At 71.0% G+C, this 22173-nt stretch carries 19 protein-coding genes and 1 pseudogene; 14 read left to right on the top strand and 6 right to left on the bottom strand.

The annotated features are described in order from the left end of the window. Positions 1 to 414 precede the first annotated feature (414 nt). From ACZ6TB_RS06630 to ACZ6TB_RS06585, 10 genes and pseudogenes are all read left to right on the top strand, one after another. A complete protein-coding gene (locus ACZ6TB_RS06630) occupies positions 415 to 966 on the top strand; it encodes a Rieske (2Fe-2S) protein (RefSeq protein WP_465551321.1) in 552 nt (183 codons plus the stop codon). Between the two features lie 91 nt (positions 967 to 1057). Next, a pseudogene (gene uvrC / locus ACZ6TB_RS06625) lies at positions 1058 to 3091 on the top strand (excinuclease ABC subunit UvrC); the annotation flags it as partial. 495 nt (positions 3092 to 3586) lie between these two features. Further along, positions 3587 to 4495 (top strand): RNase adapter RapZ, encoded by a 909-nt coding sequence (rapZ, locus tag ACZ6TB_RS06620; protein WP_465551319.1) that lies wholly within the window; start codon positions 3587 to 3589, stop codon positions 4493 to 4495. Then, positions 4492 to 5457, top strand: a complete 966-nt coding sequence (locus tag ACZ6TB_RS06615; protein ID WP_465551318.1) for a gluconeogenesis factor YvcK family protein — start codon at positions 4492 to 4494, stop codon at positions 5455 to 5457. The genes rapZ and ACZ6TB_RS06615 overlap by 4 nt, the downstream gene beginning before the upstream one ends. Before the next feature lie 57 nt (positions 5458 to 5514). Then, positions 5515 to 6495 (top strand): DNA-binding protein WhiA, encoded by a 981-nt coding sequence (gene whiA, locus ACZ6TB_RS06610; protein WP_097322458.1) that lies wholly within the window; start codon positions 5515 to 5517, stop codon positions 6493 to 6495. A gap of 331 nt (positions 6496 to 6826) precedes the next feature. Next, entirely contained in the window at positions 6827 to 7825 is a 999-nt protein-coding gene (gap, locus tag ACZ6TB_RS06605; RefSeq protein WP_465551316.1) for a type I glyceraldehyde-3-phosphate dehydrogenase, read from the top strand. Then, complete coding sequence (locus tag ACZ6TB_RS06600) at positions 7822 to 9024, top strand: phosphoglycerate kinase (RefSeq protein ID WP_465551450.1); 1203 nt, start codon at positions 7822 to 7824, stop codon at positions 9022 to 9024. Before gap ends, ACZ6TB_RS06600 begins: the two co-directional genes overlap by 4 nt. Continuing rightward, positions 9024 to 9815 carry a triose-phosphate isomerase gene (tpiA, locus tag ACZ6TB_RS06595; RefSeq protein WP_465551314.1) on the top strand — a complete coding sequence of 264 codons (792 nt, stop codon included), beginning with the start codon at positions 9024 to 9026 and terminating at the stop codon, positions 9813 to 9815. Before ACZ6TB_RS06600 ends, tpiA begins: the two co-directional genes overlap by 1 nt. A gap of 82 nt (positions 9816 to 9897) precedes the next feature. Then, positions 9898 to 10155, top strand: a complete 258-nt coding sequence (secG, locus tag ACZ6TB_RS06590; RefSeq protein WP_465551312.1) for a preprotein translocase subunit SecG — start codon at positions 9898 to 9900, stop codon at positions 10153 to 10155. Between the two features lie 124 nt (positions 10156 to 10279). Next, positions 10280 to 10621 (top strand): RNA polymerase-binding protein RbpA, encoded by a 342-nt coding sequence (locus ACZ6TB_RS06585; RefSeq protein ID WP_465551310.1) that lies wholly within the window; start codon positions 10280 to 10282, stop codon positions 10619 to 10621. 1 nt (position 10622) lies between these two features. Here the strand turns inward: ACZ6TB_RS06585 and pgl are convergent, their stop codons facing one another. The 5 genes from pgl to tkt all read right to left on the bottom strand — a co-directional run bounded on the left by pgl (position 10623) and on the right by tkt (position 17208). Then, complete coding sequence (pgl, locus tag ACZ6TB_RS06580; RefSeq protein ID WP_465551308.1) at positions 10623 to 11336, bottom strand: 6-phosphogluconolactonase; 714 nt, start codon at positions 11334 to 11336, stop codon at positions 10623 to 10625. Positions 11337 to 11401: 65 nt separating this feature from the next. Beyond that, positions 11402 to 12418: a glucose-6-phosphate dehydrogenase assembly protein OpcA gene (locus tag ACZ6TB_RS06575; protein ID WP_465551306.1), complete on the bottom strand. Its 1017-nt coding sequence runs from the start codon at positions 12416 to 12418 to the stop codon at positions 11402 to 11404. Continuing rightward, positions 12415 to 13932, bottom strand: coding sequence for a glucose-6-phosphate dehydrogenase (gene zwf / locus ACZ6TB_RS06570; protein WP_465551304.1), 1518 nt, complete (start codon positions 13930 to 13932; stop codon positions 12415 to 12417). Before zwf ends, ACZ6TB_RS06575 begins: the two co-directional genes overlap by 4 nt. A gap of 93 nt (positions 13933 to 14025) precedes the next feature. Next, positions 14026 to 15138 carry a transaldolase gene (gene tal / locus ACZ6TB_RS06565; protein WP_465551302.1) on the bottom strand — a complete coding sequence of 371 codons (1113 nt, stop codon included), beginning with the start codon at positions 15136 to 15138 and terminating at the stop codon, positions 14026 to 14028. Between the two features lie 15 nt (positions 15139 to 15153). Beyond that, positions 15154 to 17208: a transketolase gene (gene tkt / locus ACZ6TB_RS06560; RefSeq protein WP_465551449.1), complete on the bottom strand. Its 2055-nt coding sequence runs from the start codon at positions 17206 to 17208 to the stop codon at positions 15154 to 15156. A 324-nt stretch (positions 17209 to 17532) separates the two neighbouring features. Between tkt and ACZ6TB_RS06555 the strand changes: the two genes are divergently transcribed. The 4 genes from ACZ6TB_RS06555 to ACZ6TB_RS06540 all read left to right on the top strand — a co-directional run bounded on the left by ACZ6TB_RS06555 (position 17533) and on the right by ACZ6TB_RS06540 (position 20869). After that, entirely contained in the window at positions 17533 to 18465 is a 933-nt protein-coding gene (locus tag ACZ6TB_RS06555; protein WP_465551447.1) for a heme o synthase, read from the top strand. A gap of 182 nt (positions 18466 to 18647) precedes the next feature. Continuing rightward, positions 18648 to 18941 carry a hypothetical protein gene (locus ACZ6TB_RS06550; RefSeq protein ID WP_465551300.1) on the top strand — a complete coding sequence of 98 codons (294 nt, stop codon included), beginning with the start codon at positions 18648 to 18650 and terminating at the stop codon, positions 18939 to 18941. Positions 18942 to 18955: 14 nt separating this feature from the next. Then, positions 18956 to 19852 (top strand): ATP-grasp domain-containing protein, encoded by an 897-nt coding sequence (locus tag ACZ6TB_RS06545; protein ID WP_465551445.1) that lies wholly within the window; start codon positions 18956 to 18958, stop codon positions 19850 to 19852. Positions 19853 to 20725: 873 nt separating this feature from the next. Then, the gene (locus tag ACZ6TB_RS06540) at positions 20726 to 20869 is read left to right on the top strand and encodes a hypothetical protein (RefSeq protein WP_465551299.1); all 144 of its coding nucleotides are present in this window, start codon (positions 20726 to 20728) and stop codon (positions 20867 to 20869) included. Between the two features lie 242 nt (positions 20870 to 21111). Here ACZ6TB_RS06540 and ACZ6TB_RS06535 read toward each other — a convergent pair whose 3' ends face one another. Continuing rightward, a complete protein-coding gene (locus ACZ6TB_RS06535) occupies positions 21112 to 22092 on the bottom strand; it encodes a COX15/CtaA family protein (protein WP_465551443.1) in 981 nt (326 codons plus the stop codon). Positions 22093 to 22173: the final 81 nt, after the last annotated feature.

The following is a 22173-nucleotide window of genomic DNA, read 5'->3' as shown; positions in this document are numbered from 1 at the left end:
CCCCTCCCCCCCTCCCCCCCCCCCCCCCCCCCCCCCCCCCTCCCCTCCCCCCCCCCCCCCCCCCCCCCCCCCACCGACCGGGCGGCGAAGGCCAACGGCGCCGCCCCGGCCAAGGCGGCCGCGAAGCCGCGCTCGACGCGGGCCCGGGCGAAGGCTACGGTCTGATATCCAGCAGAGTCACAGGTGACTCATAGCTACAACGCCCGGTCAAGATCATAGTCTCGGCCGGGCGTTGAGCTGCGTGTAAACACCAGGCAAAGACGCCGGGCAAAGACGCCCAAAAGCGCGGAAAAGGCGACGGTTACGGCGGACAATTTCGTGGGATCCCTGAACCGGCTCGGCCGCGCCCGCGTACATAACTGCGACGCCGCGTGACCAGTCGCGCGGATACCCAGCCCCACTGGAGGACAACCGATGACAGACGTGCAGACGACGCCCGAGATTGAGCACCCCGTCGAGGAGCAGGCGAACTCCGGTGCCTGCTGCTCGACGCGCCGGCTCGTTCTGCTCGGCGCCGGCGCGGTCGGCGCCACGGCAGTCCTGGCCGCGTGCGGTACCAACACCGGTAGCACCAACACCAGCGGCACCGACTACTCGAACACCCCGGCCCCGGCCGGGAGCGGGGCCGCCAACGCCGGCGGCGACTCGGGCGGCAGCGGCGACTCGGGCGGCGGCTCGACCGGCGGGAACGCGCTGGCCACCACCGGCGACATCCCCCAGGGCGGCGGCATCATCACCGCCGACTTCGTGATCACCCAGCCGCAGGCCGGGCAGTACAAGGCGTTCAGCAAGGTCTGCACGCACCAGGGCTGCGACGTCAGCAAGGTGGAGGGTGGCGTGATCAGCTGCCCGTGCCACGGCAGCAAGTTCTCGATCGAGACGGGCCAGCCGACGACCGGGCCGGCGACCAAGGCCCTGGCCGAGACCAAGGTCAAGGTGGACGGGGACAACATCGTCAAGGCCTGATGTTCGGTAGGCCGGAGGTCCGACGCCGTGGCGGCGGCAACGGACCTCCGGTCGGACAATAATGTCAGTCCCCCGCACTACTGTTGACCCCGTGCCAGACCCGTCCTCGTATCGTCCGGCGCCCGGAACCATCCCCGAGTCTCCCGGCGTCTACCGCTTCCGTGACCCGGCCGGTCGTGTCATCTACGTCGGCAAGGCCAAAAACCTGCGGAATCGGCTGAATTCCTACTTCGCCGACACGTGGTCGCTGCACGCGCGCACGCAGCAGATGGTGACGACGGCGGCGAGTGTGGACTGGGTCACGGTCGGCACCGAGGTCGAGGCGCTGCAGCTCGAGTTCTCCTGGATCAAGGAGTTCGACCCGCGCTTCAACGTGAAGTACCGCGACGACAAGTCGTATCCGTTCCTCGCCGTCACGCTCAACGAGGAATACCCGCGCCTGCAGGTCATGCGGGGCGCCAAGCGCAAGGGCGTGCGCTACTTCGGGCCCTACTCGCACGCGTGGGCGATCCGCGAGACGCTCGACCTGCTGCTGCGGGTCTTCCCGGCGCGTACGTGCTCGTCCGGCGTCTTCAAGCGAGCCGGCCAGATCGGGCGGCCCTGCCTGCTCGGCTACATCGGCAAGTGCTCGGCGCCCTGCGTCGACCGGGTCTCCGCCGACGAGCACCGGGCCATCGTCGACGACTTCTGCGACTTCATGGCCGGCCGCACCGACACGTTCGTGAAGCGGCTCGAGCGCGAGATGATGCAGGCCTCCGACGAGCTCGAGTTCGAGCGCGCGGCCCGGCTGCGCGACGACATCGCCGCCCTGCGCCGCGCCATGGAGAAACAGACCGTCGTGCTCGGCGACGGCACCGACGCCGACGTGGTCGCCTTCGCCGAGGACCCGCTCGAGGCCGCCGTCCAGGTCTTCCACGTCCGCGACGGCCGGGTCCGCGGCCAGCGCGGCTGGGTCGTGGAAAAGGTGGAAGACCTGACCACCGGCGACCTGGTGCACCACTTCTGCTCGCAGATGTACGGCGGCGAGCAGGGCGAGACCGACGTGCCGCGCGAGCTGCTGGTGCCGGCCCTGCCCGACGACCAGGCGGCGCTCGAGGACTGGCTCTCCGACCACCGCGGCAGCAGCCGGGTCCACCTGCGGGTGCCGCAGCGCGGCGACAAGCGGGCGCTGCTCGAGACGGTGGCGCGCAACGCGGGGGAGTCGCTGCAGCGGCACAAGCTGCGCCGGGCCGGCGACCTGACCACCCGCAGCAAGGCGCTCGACGAGATCGCCGAGGCGCTCGGGATGGGCTCGGCGCCGCTGCGCATCGAGTGCTTCGACGTGTCGCAGATCCAGGGCACCGACGTGGTGGCGTCCATGGTGGTCTTCGAGGACGGGCTGGCCCGCAAGAGCGAGTACCGCCGCTTCGCGGTGCGCGGCAACGCGGACGGCAGCGGCATGGACGACCTGTCGGCGATGAGCGAGGTCATGCGGCGGCGGTTCGCCCGCTTCAAGGCGCAGGAGGGTGCGGAGGCGCCCCGCGACCAGCCCGACGATCTCCTCGATGAGGCCGGCGAGGGCGAGATCGGCGAGGGCGAGATCGGCGAGGGCGAGATCGGCGAGGGCGAGACCGGGGACGGCGAGCTCGCCACGAACGTGCTGCCCGGCATCGACCCGCTCACCGGCCGGCCGCGGCGCTTCGCCTACCCGCCGCAGCTCGTCGTCGTGGACGGTGGCCAGCCGCAGGTGAACGCCGTCGCCGAGGTCTTCGCCGACCTGGGCATCACCGACGTGGCGCTGTGCGGCCTGGCCAAGCGGCTCGAGGAGGTGTGGCTGCCCGGCGAGGACTTCCCGGTGATCCTGCCGCGCACCTCGGAGGCGCTCTACCTGCTGCAGCGCGCCCGCGACGAGGCGCACCGGTTCGCCATCACCTTCCACCGCCAGCGCCGCTCGAAGCGGATGACCGGGTCGGCTCTCGACAACATCCCCGGCCTGGGCGAGACCCGCCGCAAGGCGCTGCTGCGGCACTTCGGCTCGCTGAAGCGCCTGGCCGCCGCGACCCCGGAGGAGATCACCGAGATCCCCGGCATCGGCCGGCGCACGGCCGAGACGCTGCTGGCGGCGCTGAACCCGCCCGCCGCGGAGGGGCCGGAGAAGCCGGCGGCCGAGCCCGGCGCGGTCCCGCCGGGCGGCGCGGGCCGCACCAAGGCCGGCGCCACCCGCGCCCGCGCCGGGTCGAGCCTGCCGCCACCCGCCCCGGTGAAGACCTCGGCTGTGCGGGCCGCCCTGGTCGACGAAGAAACCGCGCCCGCCGCTTGGGGAGCCGGCCTCGACCCGGCCGTGGCGGGGCGCGACGCCGGGGTGGAGACGGGCCTCGACCCGGCCATCGCGGGGCGCGACGCCGGGGTGGAGACGGGCCTCGACCCGGCCGTGGCGGGGCGCGACGCCGGGGTGGAGACGGGCCTCGACCCGGCCGTGGCGGGGCGCGACGCCGGGGTGGAGACGGGCCTCGACCCGGCCATTGCGGGGCGTGGTGGGGCGGGGGACGACCTCAACCCGGCGGCGGGCGGAGCCGATGAGAGTGCATAGCATGGTGTGCCCGCCCGACGGGGTGCGGGCGAGGCGACGCGGGAGGCGTTCGTGACGGAGTCGTTGCCGGAGTTCCCCGACGCGGTGAACCCGGACGAGCTGACCACCGACCTGGTGGTCGTGACCGGCGTTTCCGGGGGCGGGCGCAGCACGGTGGCCCGCGCGCTGGAGAACGTGGGCTTCTACGTGGTCGACAACCTGCCGCAGGCGCTCATGCTCGACATGGCGCAGCTCGCCTTTCAGGCCGGCGGGGCCGCCCGGCGCACGGCCATGGTGCTCGACGTGCGCAGCCGCGCCTTCTCCACCGATCTGGCCGGCGCGGTGCGGGCGCTCAAGGACCGCGGGTTCTCGCCCCGGGTCGTGTTCGTCGACGCCGATGACGAGGTGCTGATCCGCCGGTTCGAGTCGGTGCGCCGGTCGCACCCGCTGCAGGGCGACGGGCGGCTGGCCGACGGCATCGCGGCCGAGCGGACGCTGCTGGCCGAGGCCCGCGAGCAGGCCGATGTGATCATCGACACCAGCCACCTGAACGTCAACCAGCTCCGCCGGCGGGTCGAGGAGCTGTTCGGCGGGGAGGACGTGCGGCGCCTGCGCATCACGGTGCTGTCCTTCGGCTTCAAGTACGGCCTGCCGCCCGACGCCGACTACGTGCTGGACGCCCGCTTTCTGCCCAACCCGTTCTGGGTGCCCGAGCTGCGCGACCACACCGGCCTGGAGGACGCCGTCAGCAAGTACGTGCTCGATCAGGAGGGCGCGCACGACTTCGTCGGCACCTACGCCGGCCTCATCGCGGCCACCGCGCCCGGGTTCGAGCGCGAGGGCAAGCGCTACCTCACCGTCGCGGTCGGCTGCACCGGCGGCAAGCACCGCAGCGTCGCGATCACCGAGGAGCTGACCGCCCAGCTGCGTGACATGCGCCTGTCGGCCCATTCCTCGCACCGCGACCTGGGGCGGGAGTGACGGCCACGACCACGCGAGTCGTCGCGTTCGGGGGCGGGCACGGACTGGGCGCCGCCCTCCGTGGCCTGCGGCACGCCGGCCGCGACCTCGATCTGGACATCACCGCGATCGTCACCGTCGGCGACGACGGCGGTTCGAGCGGGCGGCTGCTCGCCGAGCGCGACGCGCTGCTGCCGGTGGGCGACCTGCGCCAGGCGCTCGCGGCGCTGGCCTGCGACGATCCGGTCGAGCAGCGCACCGCCAAGCTGTTCCAGCACCGGTTCGCCGGCGACGACTCGCTGGCCGGGCACGCGGTGGGCAACCTGATGCTGCTCGGGCTCATGGAGATGCTCGGCGACCCGGTCGTCGCGCTCGACCACGCGGCGGCCATGGTCGGCGCGCAGGGCCGGGTGCTGCCGATGGCCCGGCACGCCGTGGGCATCGAGGCCGACCTGCTCGGCGCCGACCCGTCCCGGCCGGGCGAGGTGGTCACGGTGCGCGGCCAGCACGCGGTCGCGGTGGCGCTGGGCCACGTCGAGGCGGTACGCATCGAGCCCGCCGACCCGCCGACCTGCTCCCAGGCGATCGACGCCATCCGGGCCGCCGACTGGCTCATGTTCGGCCCCGGCAGCTGGTACACGAGCGTGCTCCCGCACCTGCTCACGCCCGGTCTGGCCGAGGCGATCATCGCGAGCCACGCCCGCCGCCTGGTGACGCTCAACCTGGCCACCGACAACGAGACGCACGGCCTGTCGGTCGCCGACCACCTGGCCGCCCTCGGGTGGTACCTGCCGGCCCTGCGGGTCGACACGGTGCTGGCCGACGCGAAGTGGGTCGGCGAGCCCGAGCCGGTGCACCGGGCCGCGGAATCGATGGGTGCTCGCCTCGTGTTGGCACCCTTGGCCGTTGCGGACGGCAGCCCCAGGCATGATCCTGAGTCGTTGGGCGTTGCACTGGTGCCAGTATTGGGCGCCGCTCGTTAAGCAGCAGGCGAGTCGCGGCACAAATTGTTCAGATCCGGCGCATGAGGTGACAACACGATGGCGATGACGGCAGCGGTCAAGGATGAGCTGAGCCGGGTCGACGTGCCCAAGCCATGCTGCCGGCGGGCCGAGATGGCGGCGCTGCTGCGGTTCGCGGGCGGCCTGCACATCGTCAGCGGGCGCGTGGTCGTCGAGGCCGAGCTCGACACCGGCGCGGTGGCCCGCCGCCTGCGCCGCGAGATCGCCGACGTCTACGGCTACCCGAGCGAGGTGCACGTCCTGGCCAGCGGCGGCCTGCGCAAGGGCAGCCACTACATCGTGCGCATCGTCAAGGACGGCGAGGCCCTCGCCCGGCAGACCGGCCTGCTCGACGTGCGCGGCCGCCCGGTGCGGGGCCTGCCGCCGCACGTGGTCTCGGCCAACGTCTGCTGCGCGGTGGCGGCCTGGCGCGGCGCGTTCATGGCGCACGGCTCGCTGACCGAGCCCGGCCGCTCGTCGGCGCTCGAGATCACCTGCCCCGGCCCCGAGGCGGCGCTGGCCCTGCGCGGCGCCGCCCGCCGGATCGGCATCACCGCCAAGGAGCGCGAGGTCCGCGGCGTCGACCGGGTCGTGATCAAGGACGGCGACGCGATCGCCGCGCTGCTCACCCGGATCGGCGCGCACGCCTCGGTGCTGGCCTGGGAGGAGCGCCGGGTCCGCCGCGAGGTGCGCGCCACCGCCAACCGCCTGGCCAACTTCGACGACGCCAACCTGCGCCGCTCGGCCCGGGCCGCGGTCGCCGCGGCCGCGCGGGTCACCCGGGCGCTGGAGATCCTGGCCGACGAGGCGCCCAACCACCTGACCTCGGCCGGGCAGCTGCGGCTCGAGCACCGCCAGGCCTCGCTCGAGGAGCTGGGCGCGCTGGCCGACCCGCCGCTGACCAAGGACGCGATCGCCGGCCGCATCCGCCGGCTGCTGGCGCTGGCCGACAAGCGGGCCCGCGACCTCGGCATCCCGGACACCGAAGCGGCGGTCACGCCCGAGATGATGGCCTGCTGAACCACTCTCATCACGCGCGAGTCGCGTCGCGGCCCGGCGCCGCGGCGGGCTCGCGTCGCCGAAGCGGGACCCGGCGTTCATCCCGTATTTCCGCTTGATTTGATTTGGCCTGGGTAACCCACCCGGCGGTCGGCCCTGCGCGTCGCTCGGATAGGGTCGTTGTCGACGGCGACGGTGCCGGCAGTTCGGCCGACCGCGCTGCGACGCCGCCAGTCTGGTGCGGCGCATCCTTCAGCTCGGCCGGACGCCATACGCCGACCGGTACCGGAACGGCGTGCAGACCCTCCGCCGGTCGACGAAATCCGGCGGACCGAAACGAGGAGATCCACCTGTGACCATCCGGGTTGGCATCAACGGCTTCGGCCGTATCGGACGCAACTTCTTCCGGGCGGTGCTCGCCTCCGGCGCGGACATCGAGATCGTCGGTGTGAACGACCTCACCGACAACGCGACGCTGGCCCACCTGCTCAAGTACGACTCGATCCTGGGCCGGCTTCCGCACGAGGTGAAGGCCACGGCCGACGAGATCACCGTGGGTGGCAAGACCTTCAAGGCGTTCGCCGACCGCGACCCGGCCAACCTCAAGTGGGCCGACGTCGGCGCCGACGTGGTCATCGAGTCGACCGGCTTCTTCACCGACGCCACCAAGGCCAAGGTGCACGCCGACAACGGCGCCAAGAAGGTCATCATCTCGGCCCCGGCCAAGAACGAGGACATCACGATCGTGATGGGTGTCAACGACGGCCTGTACGACGCCGCCAAGCACACCGTGATCTCGAACGCGTCCTGCACCACCAACTGCCTCGCCCCGATGGCGAAGGTGCTCAACGACACGATCGGCATCGAGCGTGGCCTGATGACCACGATCCACGCCTACACGCAGGACCAGAACCTGCAGGACGGCCCGCACAAGGACCTGCGTCGCGCCCGCGCCGCCGCCCTCAACGTGGTGCCGACCTCGACCGGCGCCGCCAAGGCCGTCAGCCTGGTGCTGCCGGAGCTCAAGGGCAAGCTCGACGGCTTCGCGATGCGCGTGCCGATCCCGACCGGCTCCGCCACCGACCTGACCTTCCAGGCCGCGAAGGAGACCTCGGTCGACGAGGTCAACGCCGCGATCAAGGCGGCCGCGGACGGCCCGCTCAAGGGCATCCTGACCTACACCGAGGACCAGATCGTGTCGTCGGACATCGTGACCGACCCGGCCTCCTGCATCTTCGACGCCGGCCTCACCAAGGTCATCGGCAACCAGGTCAAGGTCGTCGGCTGGTACGACAACGAGTGGGGCTACTCGAACCGCCTCGTCGACCTGGTCAAGCTCGTCGGGGCCTGATCTTGAAGACTCTCGACGACCTGCTCGGCGAGGGTGTCTCGGGTCGGCGCGTGCTCGTGCGCGCCGACCTGAACGTCCCGTTCGACAAGAACAACCCTGGGGTCATCACCGACGACGGCCGGGCCCGCGCGGTGCTGCCGACGATCGTTGCGCTGCGTGACGCCGGCGCCCGCGTCATCGTCATGTCGCACCTCGGCCGCCCGAAGGGTGCGCCGGATCCCAAGTACACGCTTTCGCCGGTCGCCACGCGGCTCGGGGAGCTGCTCGGAACGCCGGTGATCTTCGCTGCCGACACGGTCGGTGAAGACGCGGCGGCCAAGGTGGCGGCGCTGAGTGATGGCGACGTGCTCCTGCTCGAGAACCTCCGCTTCAACGCGGGGGAGACCGCCAAGGACGACGCCGAGCGTGCGGCTTTCGCCGGAGAATTGGCGAAATTTGCGGACTTCTACGTGGATGACGCGTTCGGCGCGGTGCACCGGAAGCACGCCTCGGTCTACGACGTGCCGGCGATCCTGCCGCACTACGCGGGCGGCCTGGTGCTGCGCGAGGTCGAGGTGCTCAAGCGCGTCTCGGAGAGCCCCGAGCAGCCGTACGTGGTCGTGCTCGGCGGCTCGAAGGTCTCCGACAAGCTCGCGGTGATCAAGGCGCTGCTGCCGAAGGTCGACAAGCTGCTCGTCGGCGGCGGCATGTGCTTCACGTTCCTGAAGGCTCAGGGGCACGAGGTCGGCAAGTCGCTGCTCGAGGAGGAGATGATCTCCACCTGCGCCGATTTGCTGGCTCAGGCCGACGGCCGGATCGTCCTGCCCGTCGACGTTGTCGCCGCCACCGAGTTTGCGGCGTCCGCAGAGCACTCGATCGTTGACATCTCGGACATTCCGGCCGATCGGCTCGGGCTCGACATCGGGCCGAAGTCGGTGGCGCTGTTCGCCGAGGCGATCGCGACGGCCAAGACCGTCTTCTGGAACGGCCCGATGGGCGTCTTCGAGCTGGCGCCGTTCGCGGCCGGCACCCGGGGCGTCGCCGAGGCCATCACCAAGATCGACGGTTTCTCGGTGGTCGGCGGCGGCGACTCGGCCGCGGCCGTGCGCACGCTCGGCATCGACGAGTCCGCGTTCGGGCACATCTCCACCGGCGGTGGCGCCTCCCTCGAGTACCTCGAGGGCAAGAAGCTGCCCGGTGTCGAAGCGCTGGAGAAGTGATGACCGAGACCACCCGTAAGCCGATCATCGCCGGCAACTGGAAGATGAACCTCAACCACTTCGAGGCCATCCTCCTGGTGCAGAAGCTGGCCGCCAGCCTCAACGAGCAGCAGCTCGGCGAGGTCGAGACGGTCGTGGTGCCCCCGTTCACCGACCTGCGCAGCGTGCAGACCGCGATCGAGGGCGACAAGCTGGTGCTCGGGCTCGGCGCCCAGGACATCTCCAAGCACGCGAGCGGCGCGTACACCGGCGAGATCTCCGGCGCCATGCTGGCCAAGCTCAACGTTTCGTACGTGCTGGCCGGGCACTCGGAGCGGCGCGAGTACCACGACGAGGACGACTCGCTCGTCAACGCGAAGGTGAAGGCCGCCGTCACCGCCGGGCTCACGCCGATCCTGTGCGTGGGCGAGGGCCTGGTGACCCGCGAGGAGGGCACCCACGTCGCGCACTGCACCAACCAGGTCCAGGCGGGCCTGGCCGGGCTCACTCCGGCCCAGGTGAAGCAGGCGGTCATCGCGTACGAGCCGGTCTGGGCGATCGGCACCGGCAAGACCGCGACGCCGGAGGACGCCCAGGAGGTCTGCAAGGCCATCCGGGCGAAGCTCGCCGAGCTCTACGGCAACGACGTCGCCGAGGCCGTGCGCATCCAGTACGGCGGCTCGGTCAAGGCGGCCAACATCGCCTCGATCATGGCCCAGCCGGACGTGGACGGCGCGCTGGTCGGCGGCGCCGCGCTCGACGCCGAGGAGTTCTCGTCGATCGTGCGCTTCCGGGAGCACGTGGCGCGATAGCAATGTGCCCGGTCGCGTCGTGCGGCCGGGCACCCGCTATTGTTGGGTCGCTGTCCGTCCTTCGAGAGAAATGAACCCGATCATGCCGATGTGGTTCGCGTACACGTTGATCGTGTTGCTGATCATCACCAGCCTGGTGCTGACCTTGCTGATCCTGCTGCACCGCGGCAAGGGCGGCGGCATGTCGAGCATGTTCGGCGGCGGCGTGACGTCCAGCCTGGCCGGCTCCTCGGTGGCGGAGAAAAACCTCGACCGCTACACGGTCCTGGTCGGCATCGTGTGGTTCGCCTGCATCGTCGGTCTGGGCCTCTGGCTACGCTTGGCCCTGCCTTCTAGCTGACCGGCACCTTTAGTCGTAGACTCTGCCGCGCGTCCGGTTCAGCCGGGCGCGCGGCATTTCATTTGCCAGTGTTTCGGCCGTGTTACCGGCCCCCACAAACGCCCTCGAGACAGGAGTGACGTCCGTGTCCAGTGGCAGTGCGATCCGCGGCAGCCGCGTCGGATCCAGCCCCATGCGCCCCGACGAGCGCAGCGAACCCGCCCCGCGCCGTGAGGTGATCTACTTCTGCGCGGCCGGCCACGCGAGCCAGATCCGGTTCGCGGCGGAGGCCCCGGCGCCCGAGACGTGGGACTGCCCGCGCTGCGGCCAGCCGGCGGGCCTGGACGGGGAGAACCCGCCCGGGCGGCTGCGCGCCGAGCCGTACAAGTCGCACCTCGCGTACGTGAAGGAGCGCCGCTCCGAGGAGGACGGTGCGAAGATCCTCGCCGAGGCGCTCGCGAAGGTACGCCAGCGCCGCGGCGAGTGACTCAGTTCCGCTTGGCCGCGGCCGCCTCGTCCAATAGCCAATAGGTCCTCGACACGCCGGTGGCGTGCGCGGCCGGCTTGGTCTTGTCGCCGTTGAGCGCTGCGCCCACGGCGTCGGTCTTGTCCGGCCCGGCGGCGATCAGCCACACCTCGTCGGCGGTCCGGATCGTCGGCATCGTCAGCGTGACGCGGGTGGGCGGCGGCTTCGGGCTGTTGTGCACGGCGGCCGTCGTGCCGGTCTCGTCGAGCACCGGGTGCCCGGGGAAGAGCGACGCCACGTGCCCGTCCTCGCCGACGCCGAGCATCAGCACGTCGAACGGCGTCAGCGGGTCGCCCAGCTCGGCCGCGTACGCCGCCGCCCCGGCCTCCGCGCCCTGACCGGTGTCGGCCGGCATCGCGTGCACCCGGGCCGGGTCGAGCGGCAGCGCGTCCAGCAGCGCCTCGCGGGCCTGGGTCTCGTTGCGGTCGGGGTCCCCGGCCGGCAGGAAACGCTCGTCGCCCCACCACAGGTCCACCTGCGACCAGTCGATCGCGGCCGCGGCCGGCAGGTCCTTGACCGTGCGCAGCACCTTGGCGGCGATCCGGCCGCCGGTCAGCACGACGCTCGCGGCGCCTCGCTCGGCCTGCGCGTCCACGATCTTCGCGACCAGGCGGGACGCCACGGTCGCGGCCAGGACGTCGGCGTCGGGTACCACCACGACCAGGGTCTTGCTCACTTGCGCCTCCTTATGGGTCAGGGCCGCCCGCCGGGGTTGGCGGACGGCCCTGCTGTTGTCTTGTGCTACGCGGCCGTTCCGCCGGGGCCGGCCATCGCGCCGACCTCCTCGTTCGCGCGGGCGGCGAGCGCCGGGTCCTTCCAGACGTGCACCCGCATCGGCGGCTTCTGGTCGAGGCCGGTGACCCCGGCCATGGCGCCCAGCGCGTCCGAGTAGATCTGGTCGGCGTCGAGCCGGCGCAGCTCCTCGGCGAGCTCGTCGCCGACCGGCCGCTTCGGCAGCGGCATGTAGCGGTCTTCCTGCCCGGTACGGCTGAACAGCGCCGTGTTCTCCTCGCGGGTGACCCGGACGCAGTCGCCGTTGGCGCACTGGAGCTCGACCGAGTGCATGCGCGGCGAGCGGTCGGTGGTCTCCATCGACGGCTCGATGCCGAGGCGGGACTGGAGCCAGCCCTTCATCAACCAGGCCGTCGGGTCCTTGGCCGGCGCCACGATGGTCGCGCCGGTGACCCGCTCCTCGGTGGTGTCGAACGCGCCGGCCACCAGCGTGCGCCAGAGCGTGATGCGGGTCCAGGTGAGGTCGGTGTCGCCGGGCGCGTAGTCGGTGGCCCGCTGCCGCAGCGCGGCCACCGGGTCGGGCGCCTGCGCGCAGTCGGTGATCCGGCGGTCGGCCACGACACCCAGGAAGTCGTTGGCGATCATGTCCGGCGGCTCCTCGTGCCACCAGGTGACCACCGGGACGTCGGGGGCGAGCAGCGGCATGACCACCGACTCGGCGTGCAGGGCCAGGCGGCCGTACATGCGCATGACGACCGCCTCGGCCGGGCCGAGCCGCCCGCCGACGACGATCTCGGCGTCCAGCCGGCTGCGACCCTCCAGGTCGGACCGCACCACGATGAGCAGGCGGCACGGGTGCGCCGCGGCGGCGATCGTGGCGGCCGCCTCGGCCTCGCGGACCTTCTTCTCCTCGACCACCGCGACCAGGGTCAGGGCGAGGCCGGACGCCACGCCGCCGGCGCTGCGCCGCTCGGCCGCGAGCGCCTTGACGACCTCGTTGCCGGTGGTGTCCCACAAGCCGATCATGCTCGCCTCCAAGCACGGCCTTCGCGGCCCAGCATCTCGTCGGACGCGCGCGGGCCCCACTCGCCGGACCGGTACGGCTCCGGCTTGGTGCCCGACCACGCGGCCTCCAGCGGGTCGATGACCCGCCAGGACTGCTCGATCTCGGCCGCGTCCGGGAACAGGGTCCGGTCGCCGACCAGCACGTCGAGGATGAGCCGCTCGTACGCCTCGGGGCTGGACTCGGTGAACGCCTCGCCGTACTGGAAGTCCATCGCGATGTCGCGGACCTCCATGGCGGTGCCGGGCACCTTGGAGCCGAACTTGAGCACCACGCCCTCGTCCGGCTGGACCCGGATCACCAGCTGGTTGTTGCCGAGCATCTCGACGTCGGCCGGGTCGAAGGGCAGGTGCGGCGCGCGCTTGAACAGGATCGCGATCTCGGTCACCCGGCGGGGCATGCGCTTTCCGACGCGTACGAAGAAGGGAACCTCCGCCCAGCGCCGGTTCTGAATGCCGAGGCGGACCGCCGCGTACGTCTCCGTGTTGGAGTCCGCCGGGATGTCCTTCTCCTCGAGGTAGCCCACCGCGCGCTCGCCCGCCACCCAGCCGGGGAGGTACTGCCCGCGGACCGTCCCCCTGGCGATGTCCTTCGGCAGCGAGATCGCCTTGAGCACCTTGAGCTTCTCGGCCCGGATGTCGTTGGGGTCGAAGCTCGTCGGCTCCTCCATCGCCACCAGCGCCAGCAGCTGCAGCAGGTGGTTCTGAAGCACGTCGCGGGCGGCGCCGGACGCGTCGTAGAACGCGGCGCGGGTGCCGATGCCGACGTCCTCGGCCATGGTGATCTGCACGCTGTCGACGTACTTGGAGTTCCACACGGGCTCGAACAGGCTGTTCGCGAAGCGCAGGGCCAGGATGTTCTGGACCGTCTCCTTGCCCAGGTAGTGGTCGATCCGGTAGACGTCCTGCGGCGTGAAGACCTCGTCGACGAGCTGGTTCAGCGAGATCGCCGTAGCCAGGTCGTTGCCGAACGGCTTCTCCACCACGACCCGGCGCCAGCCGCCGGACTTCGCGTTGTCGGCCATGCCGGTGCGGGCCAGCTGGTTGAGCACCAGCGGGAACGCCGCCGGCGGGATCGAGAAGTAGAAGGCGGCGTTGCCAGGGATGCCGTTGCGCTCGCGCAGGTCGTCCAGAGTGGCCGCCAGGTTGTCGAACGCGGCGTCGTCGTCGAACGAGCCGGGCACGAACTGGAACTGGCTGGCCAATCGCTGCCAGACGTCCTCGCGCCACGGGGTCCGGGCGCCCTTCTTCGCCGCCTCGAGAGCCAGGGACTCGAAGTCGCCGTCGCCCCAGTCGCGGCGGGCGAAGCCCAGGACCACGAAACCGGGCGGCAGCAGACCGCGGTTGGCCAGGTCGTAAACGGCCGGGATGAGCTTCTTTCGGGACAGGTCACCGGTGACTCCGAAGATCACCAGAGCGCACGGCTCCGGGATGCGCGGGAGCCTGCGGTCCTGTGCGGTACGCAGCGGATTGCCCACGTGGTCCATCCTGCCAGTTCTCGGTGTCATGCAGGTTCGGTGTCGTGCAAGTGAAGATGAAAAGGGCCCGCCTTCGCGGCGGGCCCTTCCGGTTCAGACTCCGGTGCCGGCCTGGAGCGACTTCTGCACGCTCTCCAGCAGTTCCTTCCAGCTGACCTCGAACTTGTCGACGCCCTCGTCCTCGAGGACCTTGACCACGTCGTCGAAGTCGATGCCGACGGCCTTGAGCTCGGCGAAGACCTTGCGGGCCTGGTCGTAGCCGCCGGTGATGGCGTCGCTGCGGACCTCGCCGTGGTCGGCGAACGCGTGGATCACCGACTCCGGCATCGTGTTGACCGTGCCGGGGGCGACGAGCTCCTCGACGTAGATGGTGTCCTTGTAGTCGGGGTTCTTCGTCGAGGTCGACGCCCACAGCGGCCGCTGCGGGTGCGCGCCGGCCGCCGCGAGGGCCTTCCAGCGGTCGCCGCCGAAGACCTCCTCATAGGCCTCGTACGCGAGCTGGGCGTTGGCGATGGCGGCCTTGCCCCGCAGCGCCTTGGCCTCCTCGCTGCCGATCTTGTCGAGGCGCTTGTCCACCTCGGTGTCGACGCGGGAGACGAAGAACGACGCGACCGAGCCGATCTTGGAGAGGTCGTGGCCGTTCGCCTTGGCCTGCTCGACGCCGGCCAGGAATGCGTCCATGACCGCCTTGTAGCGGTCGAGCGAGAAGATCAGCGTCACGTTCACGCTGATGCCCTCGGCCAGCGTCGCCGTGATCGCGGGCAGGCCCTCGACGGTTGCCGGGATCTTGATGTAGAGGTTCTCCCGGTCGACCAGCCACCACAGCGTCTTCGCCTCGGCGACGGTGCTCGCGGTCTCGTGCGCCTTGCGCGGGTCGACCTCGATGGACACGCGGCCGTCCACGCCCTTCGACGCGTCGTAGGCCGGGCGCTCGACGTCGCAGGCGTTGCGGACGTCCTGGGCGGTCATCAGGCGCACCGCCTCCTCGACCGAGACCCGCATCATCGACAGGTCCTTGACCTGAGCGTCGTACGCGTCGGCGTCGGAGAGCGCCTTCTGGAAGATGCTGGGGTTCGTGGTCACGCCGACCACGTGCTGCTCGTCGAGCATCTTCTTCAGCGAGCCGCTGGTCAGTCGGACACGGGAGAGATCGTCGAGCCAGACCGCCACACCTTGGGCGGAGAGCTCGGCAAGCCGATCAGTCATGCCTTCTACACTCCCTCAGTTACCGGTCTTGTGACCGGTGATCTCGCCGACCTTGGCCAGGGCGGCGTTGGCCTTGGCCACCACGTTGTCCGCGGTGAACCCGAACTGCTCGAAGAGGATCTTGGCGGGCGCGCTGGCGCCGTAGTGCTCGATGCTGACCGGCTCGCCGGCATCGCCCAGGATGCGGTCCCAGCTCATCCGGATGCCGGCCTCGACGGTGACGCGCGCCTTGACGCCACGCGGAATGACTTCTTCCTGGTACGCGAGGGGCTGCGCGTAGAACCACTCCTGGCACGGCATCGACACCACCCGGGTGGGTGTGCCCGCGGCCTCGAGGCGCTCCTGGGCGGTGAGGGAGTACTGCACCTCGGAGCCGGTGCCGACGAGGATCACCTGGGGCTCGCCGCCGGCCGCCTCGGAGAGGACGTAGCCGCCCTTGAGGACGCCCTCGGCCGACGCGTACTTGGCGCGGTCGATGGTGGGCAGGGCCTGCCGGCTGAGGGCCAGCGCCGTGGGGGAGTCGGTGTGCTCGATGGCGCCACGCCAGGCCCACGCGGTCTCGTTGGCGTCCGCCGGGCGGACCACGTTGAGGCCGACGATGGCGCGCAGCGCGGAGAGCGTCTCGATCGGCTGGTGCGTCGGGCCGTCCTCGCCCAGGCCGATGGAGTCGTGCGTCCACACGTAGATCACCGGTAGCTTCATCAGCGCGCTCAGCCGCACCGCGCCGCGCATGTAGTCGGAGAAGACCAGGAAGGTGCCGCCGTACGGGCGGGTCATCCCGTCCGCGACGATGCCGTTGAGGATCGAGCCCATGCCGTGCTCACGGATGCCGAAGTGCAGCGTGCGGCCGTACTCGTTGCCCGGGAACTCCTTGGTCGCGTACTCGGCCGGGATGAAGGACGCCTCGCCCTTCATCGTGGTGTTGTTGCTCTCGGCGAGGTCGGCCGAGCCGCCCCACAGCTCCGGCAGCACCGGCGCGAGGGCGTTGAGCACCTGCTGCGACGCGGCGCGGGTGGCGATGCCCTTGGCGTCGGCCGGGAAGTCGGGCAACGACTTCGCCCAGCTGTCCGGCAGGGCGCGCTTGGACAGCCGGTCCCACAGCTCCTTGCGCTCGCCGTTGGCCTTCGCCCACGCGCCGAACGACTTGTCCCACTCGGCGTGCGCCGCGCGGCCACGCTCGGCGGCCCCGTGGGCGTGCTCGAGCACGGCCGGCTCGACGGCGAACGACTCGTTCGGGTCGAAGCCGAGGATCTCCTTGGTCGCCTTGACCTCGTCGGCGCCCAGGGCCGAGCCGTGGATCTTGCCGGTGTTCTGCTTGTTCGGCGCGGGCCAGCCGATGATCGTCTTGAGGACGATGAACGAGGGCCGGTCGGTCACCGACTTGGCGGTCTGGATCGCGTTCCAGAGCGCCTCGACGTCCTCGTGGTAGTCGCCCTTGGCCGGGTCGCCCTTGCGCCAGGAGACCGTCTGGACGTGCCAGCCGTACGCCTCGTAGCGCGCGCCGGCGTCCTCGGCCTTGGCGATGCGGGTGTCGTCCTCGATGGAGATCTCGTTGTCGTCGTAGATCAGCGTGAGGTTGCCGAGCTTCTGCACCGCGGCGATGGCGCTGGACTCGTGGCTGACGCCCTCCTCGATGTCGCCGTCCGAGCACATCGCGTACACGTTGTGGTCGAACGGAGAGTCACCGGCGGCGGCGTCCGGGTCGAACAGGCCGCGCTGGCGGCGGGCCGCCATCGCCATGCCGACCGCGTTGCCGATGCCCTGGCCGAGCGGGCCGGTGGTGATCTCGACGCCCGGGGTGTGCCCGAACTCGGGGTGGCCGGGGGTCAGTGAGTCCCACTGGCGCAGCGCCTTCAGGTCGTCGAGCGCGAGGCTGTAGCCGGAGAGGTAGAGCTGAATGTAGAGCGTGAGGCTGGAGTGCCCACAGGAGAGCACGAAGCGGTCGCGCCCGGGCCAGTGCGGATCGGTCGGGTCGTGGCGCATGACCCGGTTGAACAGCAGGTAGGCGGCCGGCGCGAGGCTCATGGCCGTACCGGGGTGGCCGTTGCCGGCCTTCTCGACGGCGTCCATGGCCAGCACCCGGACGGTGTCCACCGCTTTGCGGTCGAGGTCGGACCAATTGAGAGCAGGATGTGTGGCAGCCACGTCGGTTGTGCTCCTCGGGGCATGGATTAGGAACCCTTTTGTGGTTGACCCTATCCACTTGCCGTAAACCCGCGCCCGGGGAACGGCTGAGGCCCATACGCTGAGAGCGGACACGCCACGTGTGACGCCGGGCACCCGCCCCGGGTCGCCGGAGCAGCGCATTCCGCTGAGCGTAGGCTGTCCGAGCGCGCCGCCGGCTGCGGCCGTGATGTGGCTGGTGCCGATGCCGGAAGGTGGCTGTCCGTGAGCATGATCACCGAGCGTCCCGCTCCTGGACGGGCGCCGGAGGGTCCCCCTGCCGCCACGCGTCGCGACCCGGTCGCGCTGTTCCGCGCCTATCTCGCGCTGACCAAGCCGCAGATCGTCGAGCTGCTCCTGGTGACCACGGTCCCGGCCCTCATGCTCGCCGCCGGTGGCTGGCCCGACCTGGGCACTCTCGCCGCCGTGCTGGTCGGCGGGGCGCTGGCGGGCGGCGCGGCCAGCGCGCTCAACTGCTACATCGACCGCGACATCGACCAGCTGATGCGGCGCACCAAGCGGCGGCCGCTCCCGGCCAACAGCGTCACCCCGCGGTCGGTGCTCGTCTTCGGACTGACGCTCGCGGTCATCTCGGTCGTGCTGATGGCGGTCTTCACCAACTGGCTGGCCACGGCGCTGACCGCGGGGGCCATCTTCTACTACGACGTCGTCTACACGCTCTGGTTGAAGCGGCGCACCCCGGCCAACACGTTCTGGGGCGGCATCTGTGGGTCGGCCCCGGTGATCATCGGGTGGGCGGCCGTGACCGGCACGGTGTCGGCGCTGGGATGGGCGCTTTTCGCAGTTGTGTTCTTTTGGCAGATGCCGCACTTCTACGCACTCGCCATCAAGTACAAGGACGACTATGCGCGGGCCGGCGTGCCGATGCTCCCTGTAGTCCGGTCGGTCGCCCGGGTCAACGGGGAGATCGTCCTCTACACCGTCCTGACGGTTGTCGCGTCCCTCGTCGCCTGGCCGCTCGGGCTCGGCCCGATCTACGGCATCACGGCCATCGTCACGGGTGCTTTGTTCCTCGGCGAGGCGTTCCTGCTGGTGCGGCGTACGCGCGGGGGCGGTCCGGCGAAGCCGATGCGGTTGTTCCACTGGTCCATCACGTACCTCACGATCTTGTTCATCGCGGTCGCGGTGGACGCTCTGGTCTGACCTTTTTCGCCCGGTTTGAGGTTACGGTGCGTCACACCATCGATGGAAAACTGTTGATGGGGCAATTCGGGCGCAATTGGCTCATACCAATGCCCTGAACGCCTAAACCCGCAGGTAATTGGCATCACAAAATGCCCCCTATGATGCTTGCTCCGGGCGCGGAGATGCTTAGGCTGCCGGTCATGGCTCAAGGTTCCGATACGACACTGACCGCGGGGATCAAGTCCTTCGCCGCCGGACACGGCGGTGCCAAGGCGGTCATCGAGTACGTCGGCAAGCGTGGTGCCCGCATTGTCCTCGTCGGCCAGGACGGCGAGTGGTCCGACCAGTTCGCCGACGGCACGGACGTCGCCCGCCAGGCGTGTGAGAACGCCGGCGTCGAGGTGGAGAACGAGTGGGAGCGCGAGCTCCTGGAGCAGATGCGACCCAGCAACGACCTGTGGCGCTCGATGTCGCGCCGGAGCATGGCCCGCTGATCTTGTCTCAGTCCATCAACCACCAGACGACCCGGGAGGACTCCCGGGTCGCTCTCGTTACCTGCGATCTGTTTCCGTCCCTCTGGGACGATGACTTTCCCTTGCGCGACGCGCTTCTCACCCGAGGCGTTCCCGTTTCGGCCGTACGGTGGGACGACCCGGCCGTGGACTGGACCGGTTACGACCTCGCGATGCTCCGGTCGCCGTGGGACTACGTGCCGCGCCGCGACGACTTCGTGGCCTGGGCGCACCGGGTGCCGCGCCTGTTCAACCCCGCGGACATCGTGGAGTGGAACACCGACAAGCGATATCTCGCCGACCTGGCCGCGCTCGGCGTCCCCGTGACGCCGACGACCTTCGTGGGACCCGGCTCGTCGTGGACGCCACCCGCGGCCCCCGGCGAGTGGGTCGTGAAGCCCACGATCAGCGCGGGCAGCCAGGACACCGGTCGCTATGTCCTGCCCGCCCAGGCGTCGCTGGCCGTCGCCCACGTGGCCCGGCTGACCGCGGCCGGCCGCACCGCGATGATCCAGCCGTATCTCTCGGCCGTGGACACCGAGGGCGAGACGGCGATGCTGTTCTTCCCCGACGCGACCGGCCGTCTCACCTTCAGCCACGCGGCTCGCAAGGGCCCCATGCTGACCGGCCCCGACGAGGGCAAAATCGACCCCGGCAGCGAGGACATCTCGGCGCGCGTCCCGACGCCGGCCGACCTGGCGGCCGCGGAGAAGGCGCTGGCCGCCATCCCCGGGGGTGCTTCGCGCCTGCTCTACGCCCGCGTCGACCTGATCACCGGCCCCGCCGGGGAGCCGATGCTGCTGGAGTTGGAGCTCACCGAACCGTCGCTGTTCCTCCGCACGGCGCCCGAGGCCGCGGACCGCTTGGCCGACGCCATCGTCGCGCGCCTTTAGCTTTTCGGAAATCGCCCTGACCAGGGCCTGGTGGCAACGCCCCGGTGGACGACTCGGCGTGTCGTCCACAGGCGGCAAACTTTCCCTTCGTTGATCGCTCCCGGCGGTCACGCTGCTCCCATGCATCTCACCAGTCGCATCGCGCCGCTCTCGCCGTTCGCTTCTCGCCGCTTTCCGCCGCGCGCTTTCTTCCGCTCGCTCGTCGCTTTCTGCCGCCGGCCGCCGCTCGTCTTCCGCCCGCAGCCGCCCGTCGAGCCCGGCTTTGTCGCTTTATCGCCGGTCGCGTCCCGCCGATGGCCGCACCTGACCGGCGGTCGATCGCCGACCGCCCGGCGGGCGCCGGGCTGAGCACGCGACTCAGCCTTCCGTAGGGGTGCCGCCGCCCGAGCCGAGCTCCCGATCACCGCAGGCGCCTGCCCGCCATGGGGCGACGCGGTTGATCGCGCTCCGGCCGCCCGCTCAGGCCGGCCGACCGACCACGCTCCCGGCCGTCCGGCCTGCCCCGGATCCCCCGCCGGGCGATGCGTGGCGGCCGGAGCCTGCCGCCCGGGCCGCAGCCCGATCCGCCATAGCGAGCAGGACCACGTCGCACCCTCTCCGGCGACGCGTTCCAGAAAGGAGGTGGCCCCAGGACAACTCATCGTGCGAGCGGGGTGGCCGCTCACTGTCTCCCTGAGCGGCCACCGTCCCGCCGGCACCGTCCACTGCGCCAGCCGGTGCCGGCGGGAACCCCTACCGGTTGTTGGGCCCTAGGCATGAGGTCCCACCCGGACCGGTCGATGTCGACTGCTGGACCGTGGACGGCGGCCCAGCGGTCGCGACCGGTCGCCAGACGGCCGGATGACTCGTCGGGCGCAAGCTGCTTCGCTCGGGTTGCCGTGCTCCAGGTTGCCGTGCCTCGCGCTGCTGTGCTTCGCGCTGCTGTGCTTCGCGCTGCAGTGCTTCGCGCTGCAGTGGGTCGCGCTGCAGTGCCTCGCGCTGCCGTGCTTCGCGTCGCCGTGGCTTGTGCTGCAGTAGGTCGCGCTGTCGTGGCCTGAGCTGCCGGCGATGGGTCTAGGTGCGGGGACGTCGTGGTGGCTGCGCGGCTGGCGTCGGGCAATCAGCTCGTGGGCGATCCGGCGGACGGCGACGGCGATCCAGTGATCCGGTGATCCGCGTGGCGTCGGCGGCCTCGTGGCCCGGGGCTCGGGGTCCCGCGGTGAGGCGGCACCGCGGCGCGGTGGTGTGGCTGCTGGTGCGCAGCAGGCGGTGGGGCGTGTCTACGAAGCGGGGACCCGGTCGGCGGGAACGGGGGTCACGTCGGCGGGGGAGTGGGGGTCTTCGGTGGGGACCGAGGGGCGTTCGCGGATGGAGAGCAGCACTGCGGCCGTGCCGGCCCAGACGAGGCTGGCGCCGAGCATGTGGGCTGCTACCAAGGCCACGGGGAGGTGGGTGAAGTACTGGACGAAGCCGATCAAGCCCTGGGACAGCTCGATCACCAGGAGGGTCAGGGCGGCCCGGGCGGCGGCGGGCGCGTTGACGGCGCGGAAGGCCAGGTAGGCGGCCGCGGTCAGGCCCAGTAGGAGGAACACCAGGTCGGCGTGGGCCTGGGCGACGGCGGCCGGGTCGAGGCCGTTGCGCTTGGCGCCGTTGTCGCCGGCGTGGGGGCCGCTTCCGGTCACCACCACGCCCAGGACGATCACGGCGGCGCTGGCCGCGGCAACCAAGTGAGTGAGGAGGCGGAGGGGGGCGGGGATGAGGAAGACCGGCCGCCCATCCCCCTCGATCGTCGAGTGCCACAGGGCGTACGCGAAGAAGATCAGCGCCATCGAGAGCAGGAAATGGAGGCCTACCACCCATGGGTTGAGGTTGGTCAGCACCGTGATGCCGCCCACCACGCCCTGGCCGGGGATGCCCAGCAGCACCGCCAGGGCCAGCGCGACCTGACGCCGGCGGCGGGGGCGCGAGCGCCACGCCGCCCAGAAGCAGGCCACCGCGACCACGAACAGGGCTATGCCGAGCAGGCGGTTGCCGAACTCGATCACGCCGTGGACGCCCATCGCCGACGTGGTCGTGTATGAGCCGTCGGTGCACTTGGGCCAGGTGGGGCAGCCGAGGCCGGAGTCGGTCAGGCGGACCGCCGCGCCGGTGACGACCAGCGCGATGTTCGCGATCAGGGACGCGAGGGCCATCGGGCGCAGCGCGGGAAGCTTCACCTTTGGCATCGTACGCAGCGTCACGGGGGCACAAACCGCGGGCACAAACCGGGGCACGAATCGCGGGCACAAAGCGGGGGCCCAAGGCCGGGACCCAAATCCGGGGCTCAAGGTGGCGGCTTGAAG

It is taken from the genome of Actinoplanes sp. NPDC051537 (assembly GCF_055586105.1).
Note: the sequence above shows the minus strand (reverse complement) of the source record. Positions and strands in the feature narration are given on the sequence as shown.

Bases quoted from the DNA above. Each gene is read 5' to 3' on its own strand.
- ACZ6TB_RS06630 (WP_465551321.1), top strand. From the start codon at position 415: ATGACAGACGTGCAGACGACGCCCGAGATTGAGCACCCCGTCGAGGAG.
- whiA (WP_097322458.1), top strand. From the start codon at position 5,515: ATGGCGATGACGGCAGCGGTCAAGGATGAGCTGAGCCGGGTCGACGTG.
- tpiA (WP_465551314.1), top strand. From the start codon at position 9,024: ATGACCGAGACCACCCGTAAGCCGATCATCGCCGGCAACTGGAAGATG.
- secG (WP_465551312.1), top strand. From the start codon at position 9,898: ATGCCGATGTGGTTCGCGTACACGTTGATCGTGTTGCTGATCATCACC.
- ACZ6TB_RS06575 (WP_465551306.1), bottom strand. From the start codon at position 12,418: ATGATCGGCTTGTGGGACACCACCGGCAACGAGGTCGTCAAGGCGCTC.
- tal (WP_465551302.1), bottom strand. From the start codon at position 15,138: ATGACTGATCGGCTTGCCGAGCTCTCCGCCCAAGGTGTGGCGGTCTGG.
- tkt (WP_465551449.1), bottom strand. From the start codon at position 17,208: ATGGACGCCGTCGAGAAGGCCGGCAACGGCCACCCCGGTACGGCCATG.
- ACZ6TB_RS06555 (WP_465551447.1), top strand. From the start codon at position 17,533: ATGATCACCGAGCGTCCCGCTCCTGGACGGGCGCCGGAGGGTCCCCCT.
- ACZ6TB_RS06550 (WP_465551300.1), top strand. From the start codon at position 18,648: ATGGCTCAAGGTTCCGATACGACACTGACCGCGGGGATCAAGTCCTTC.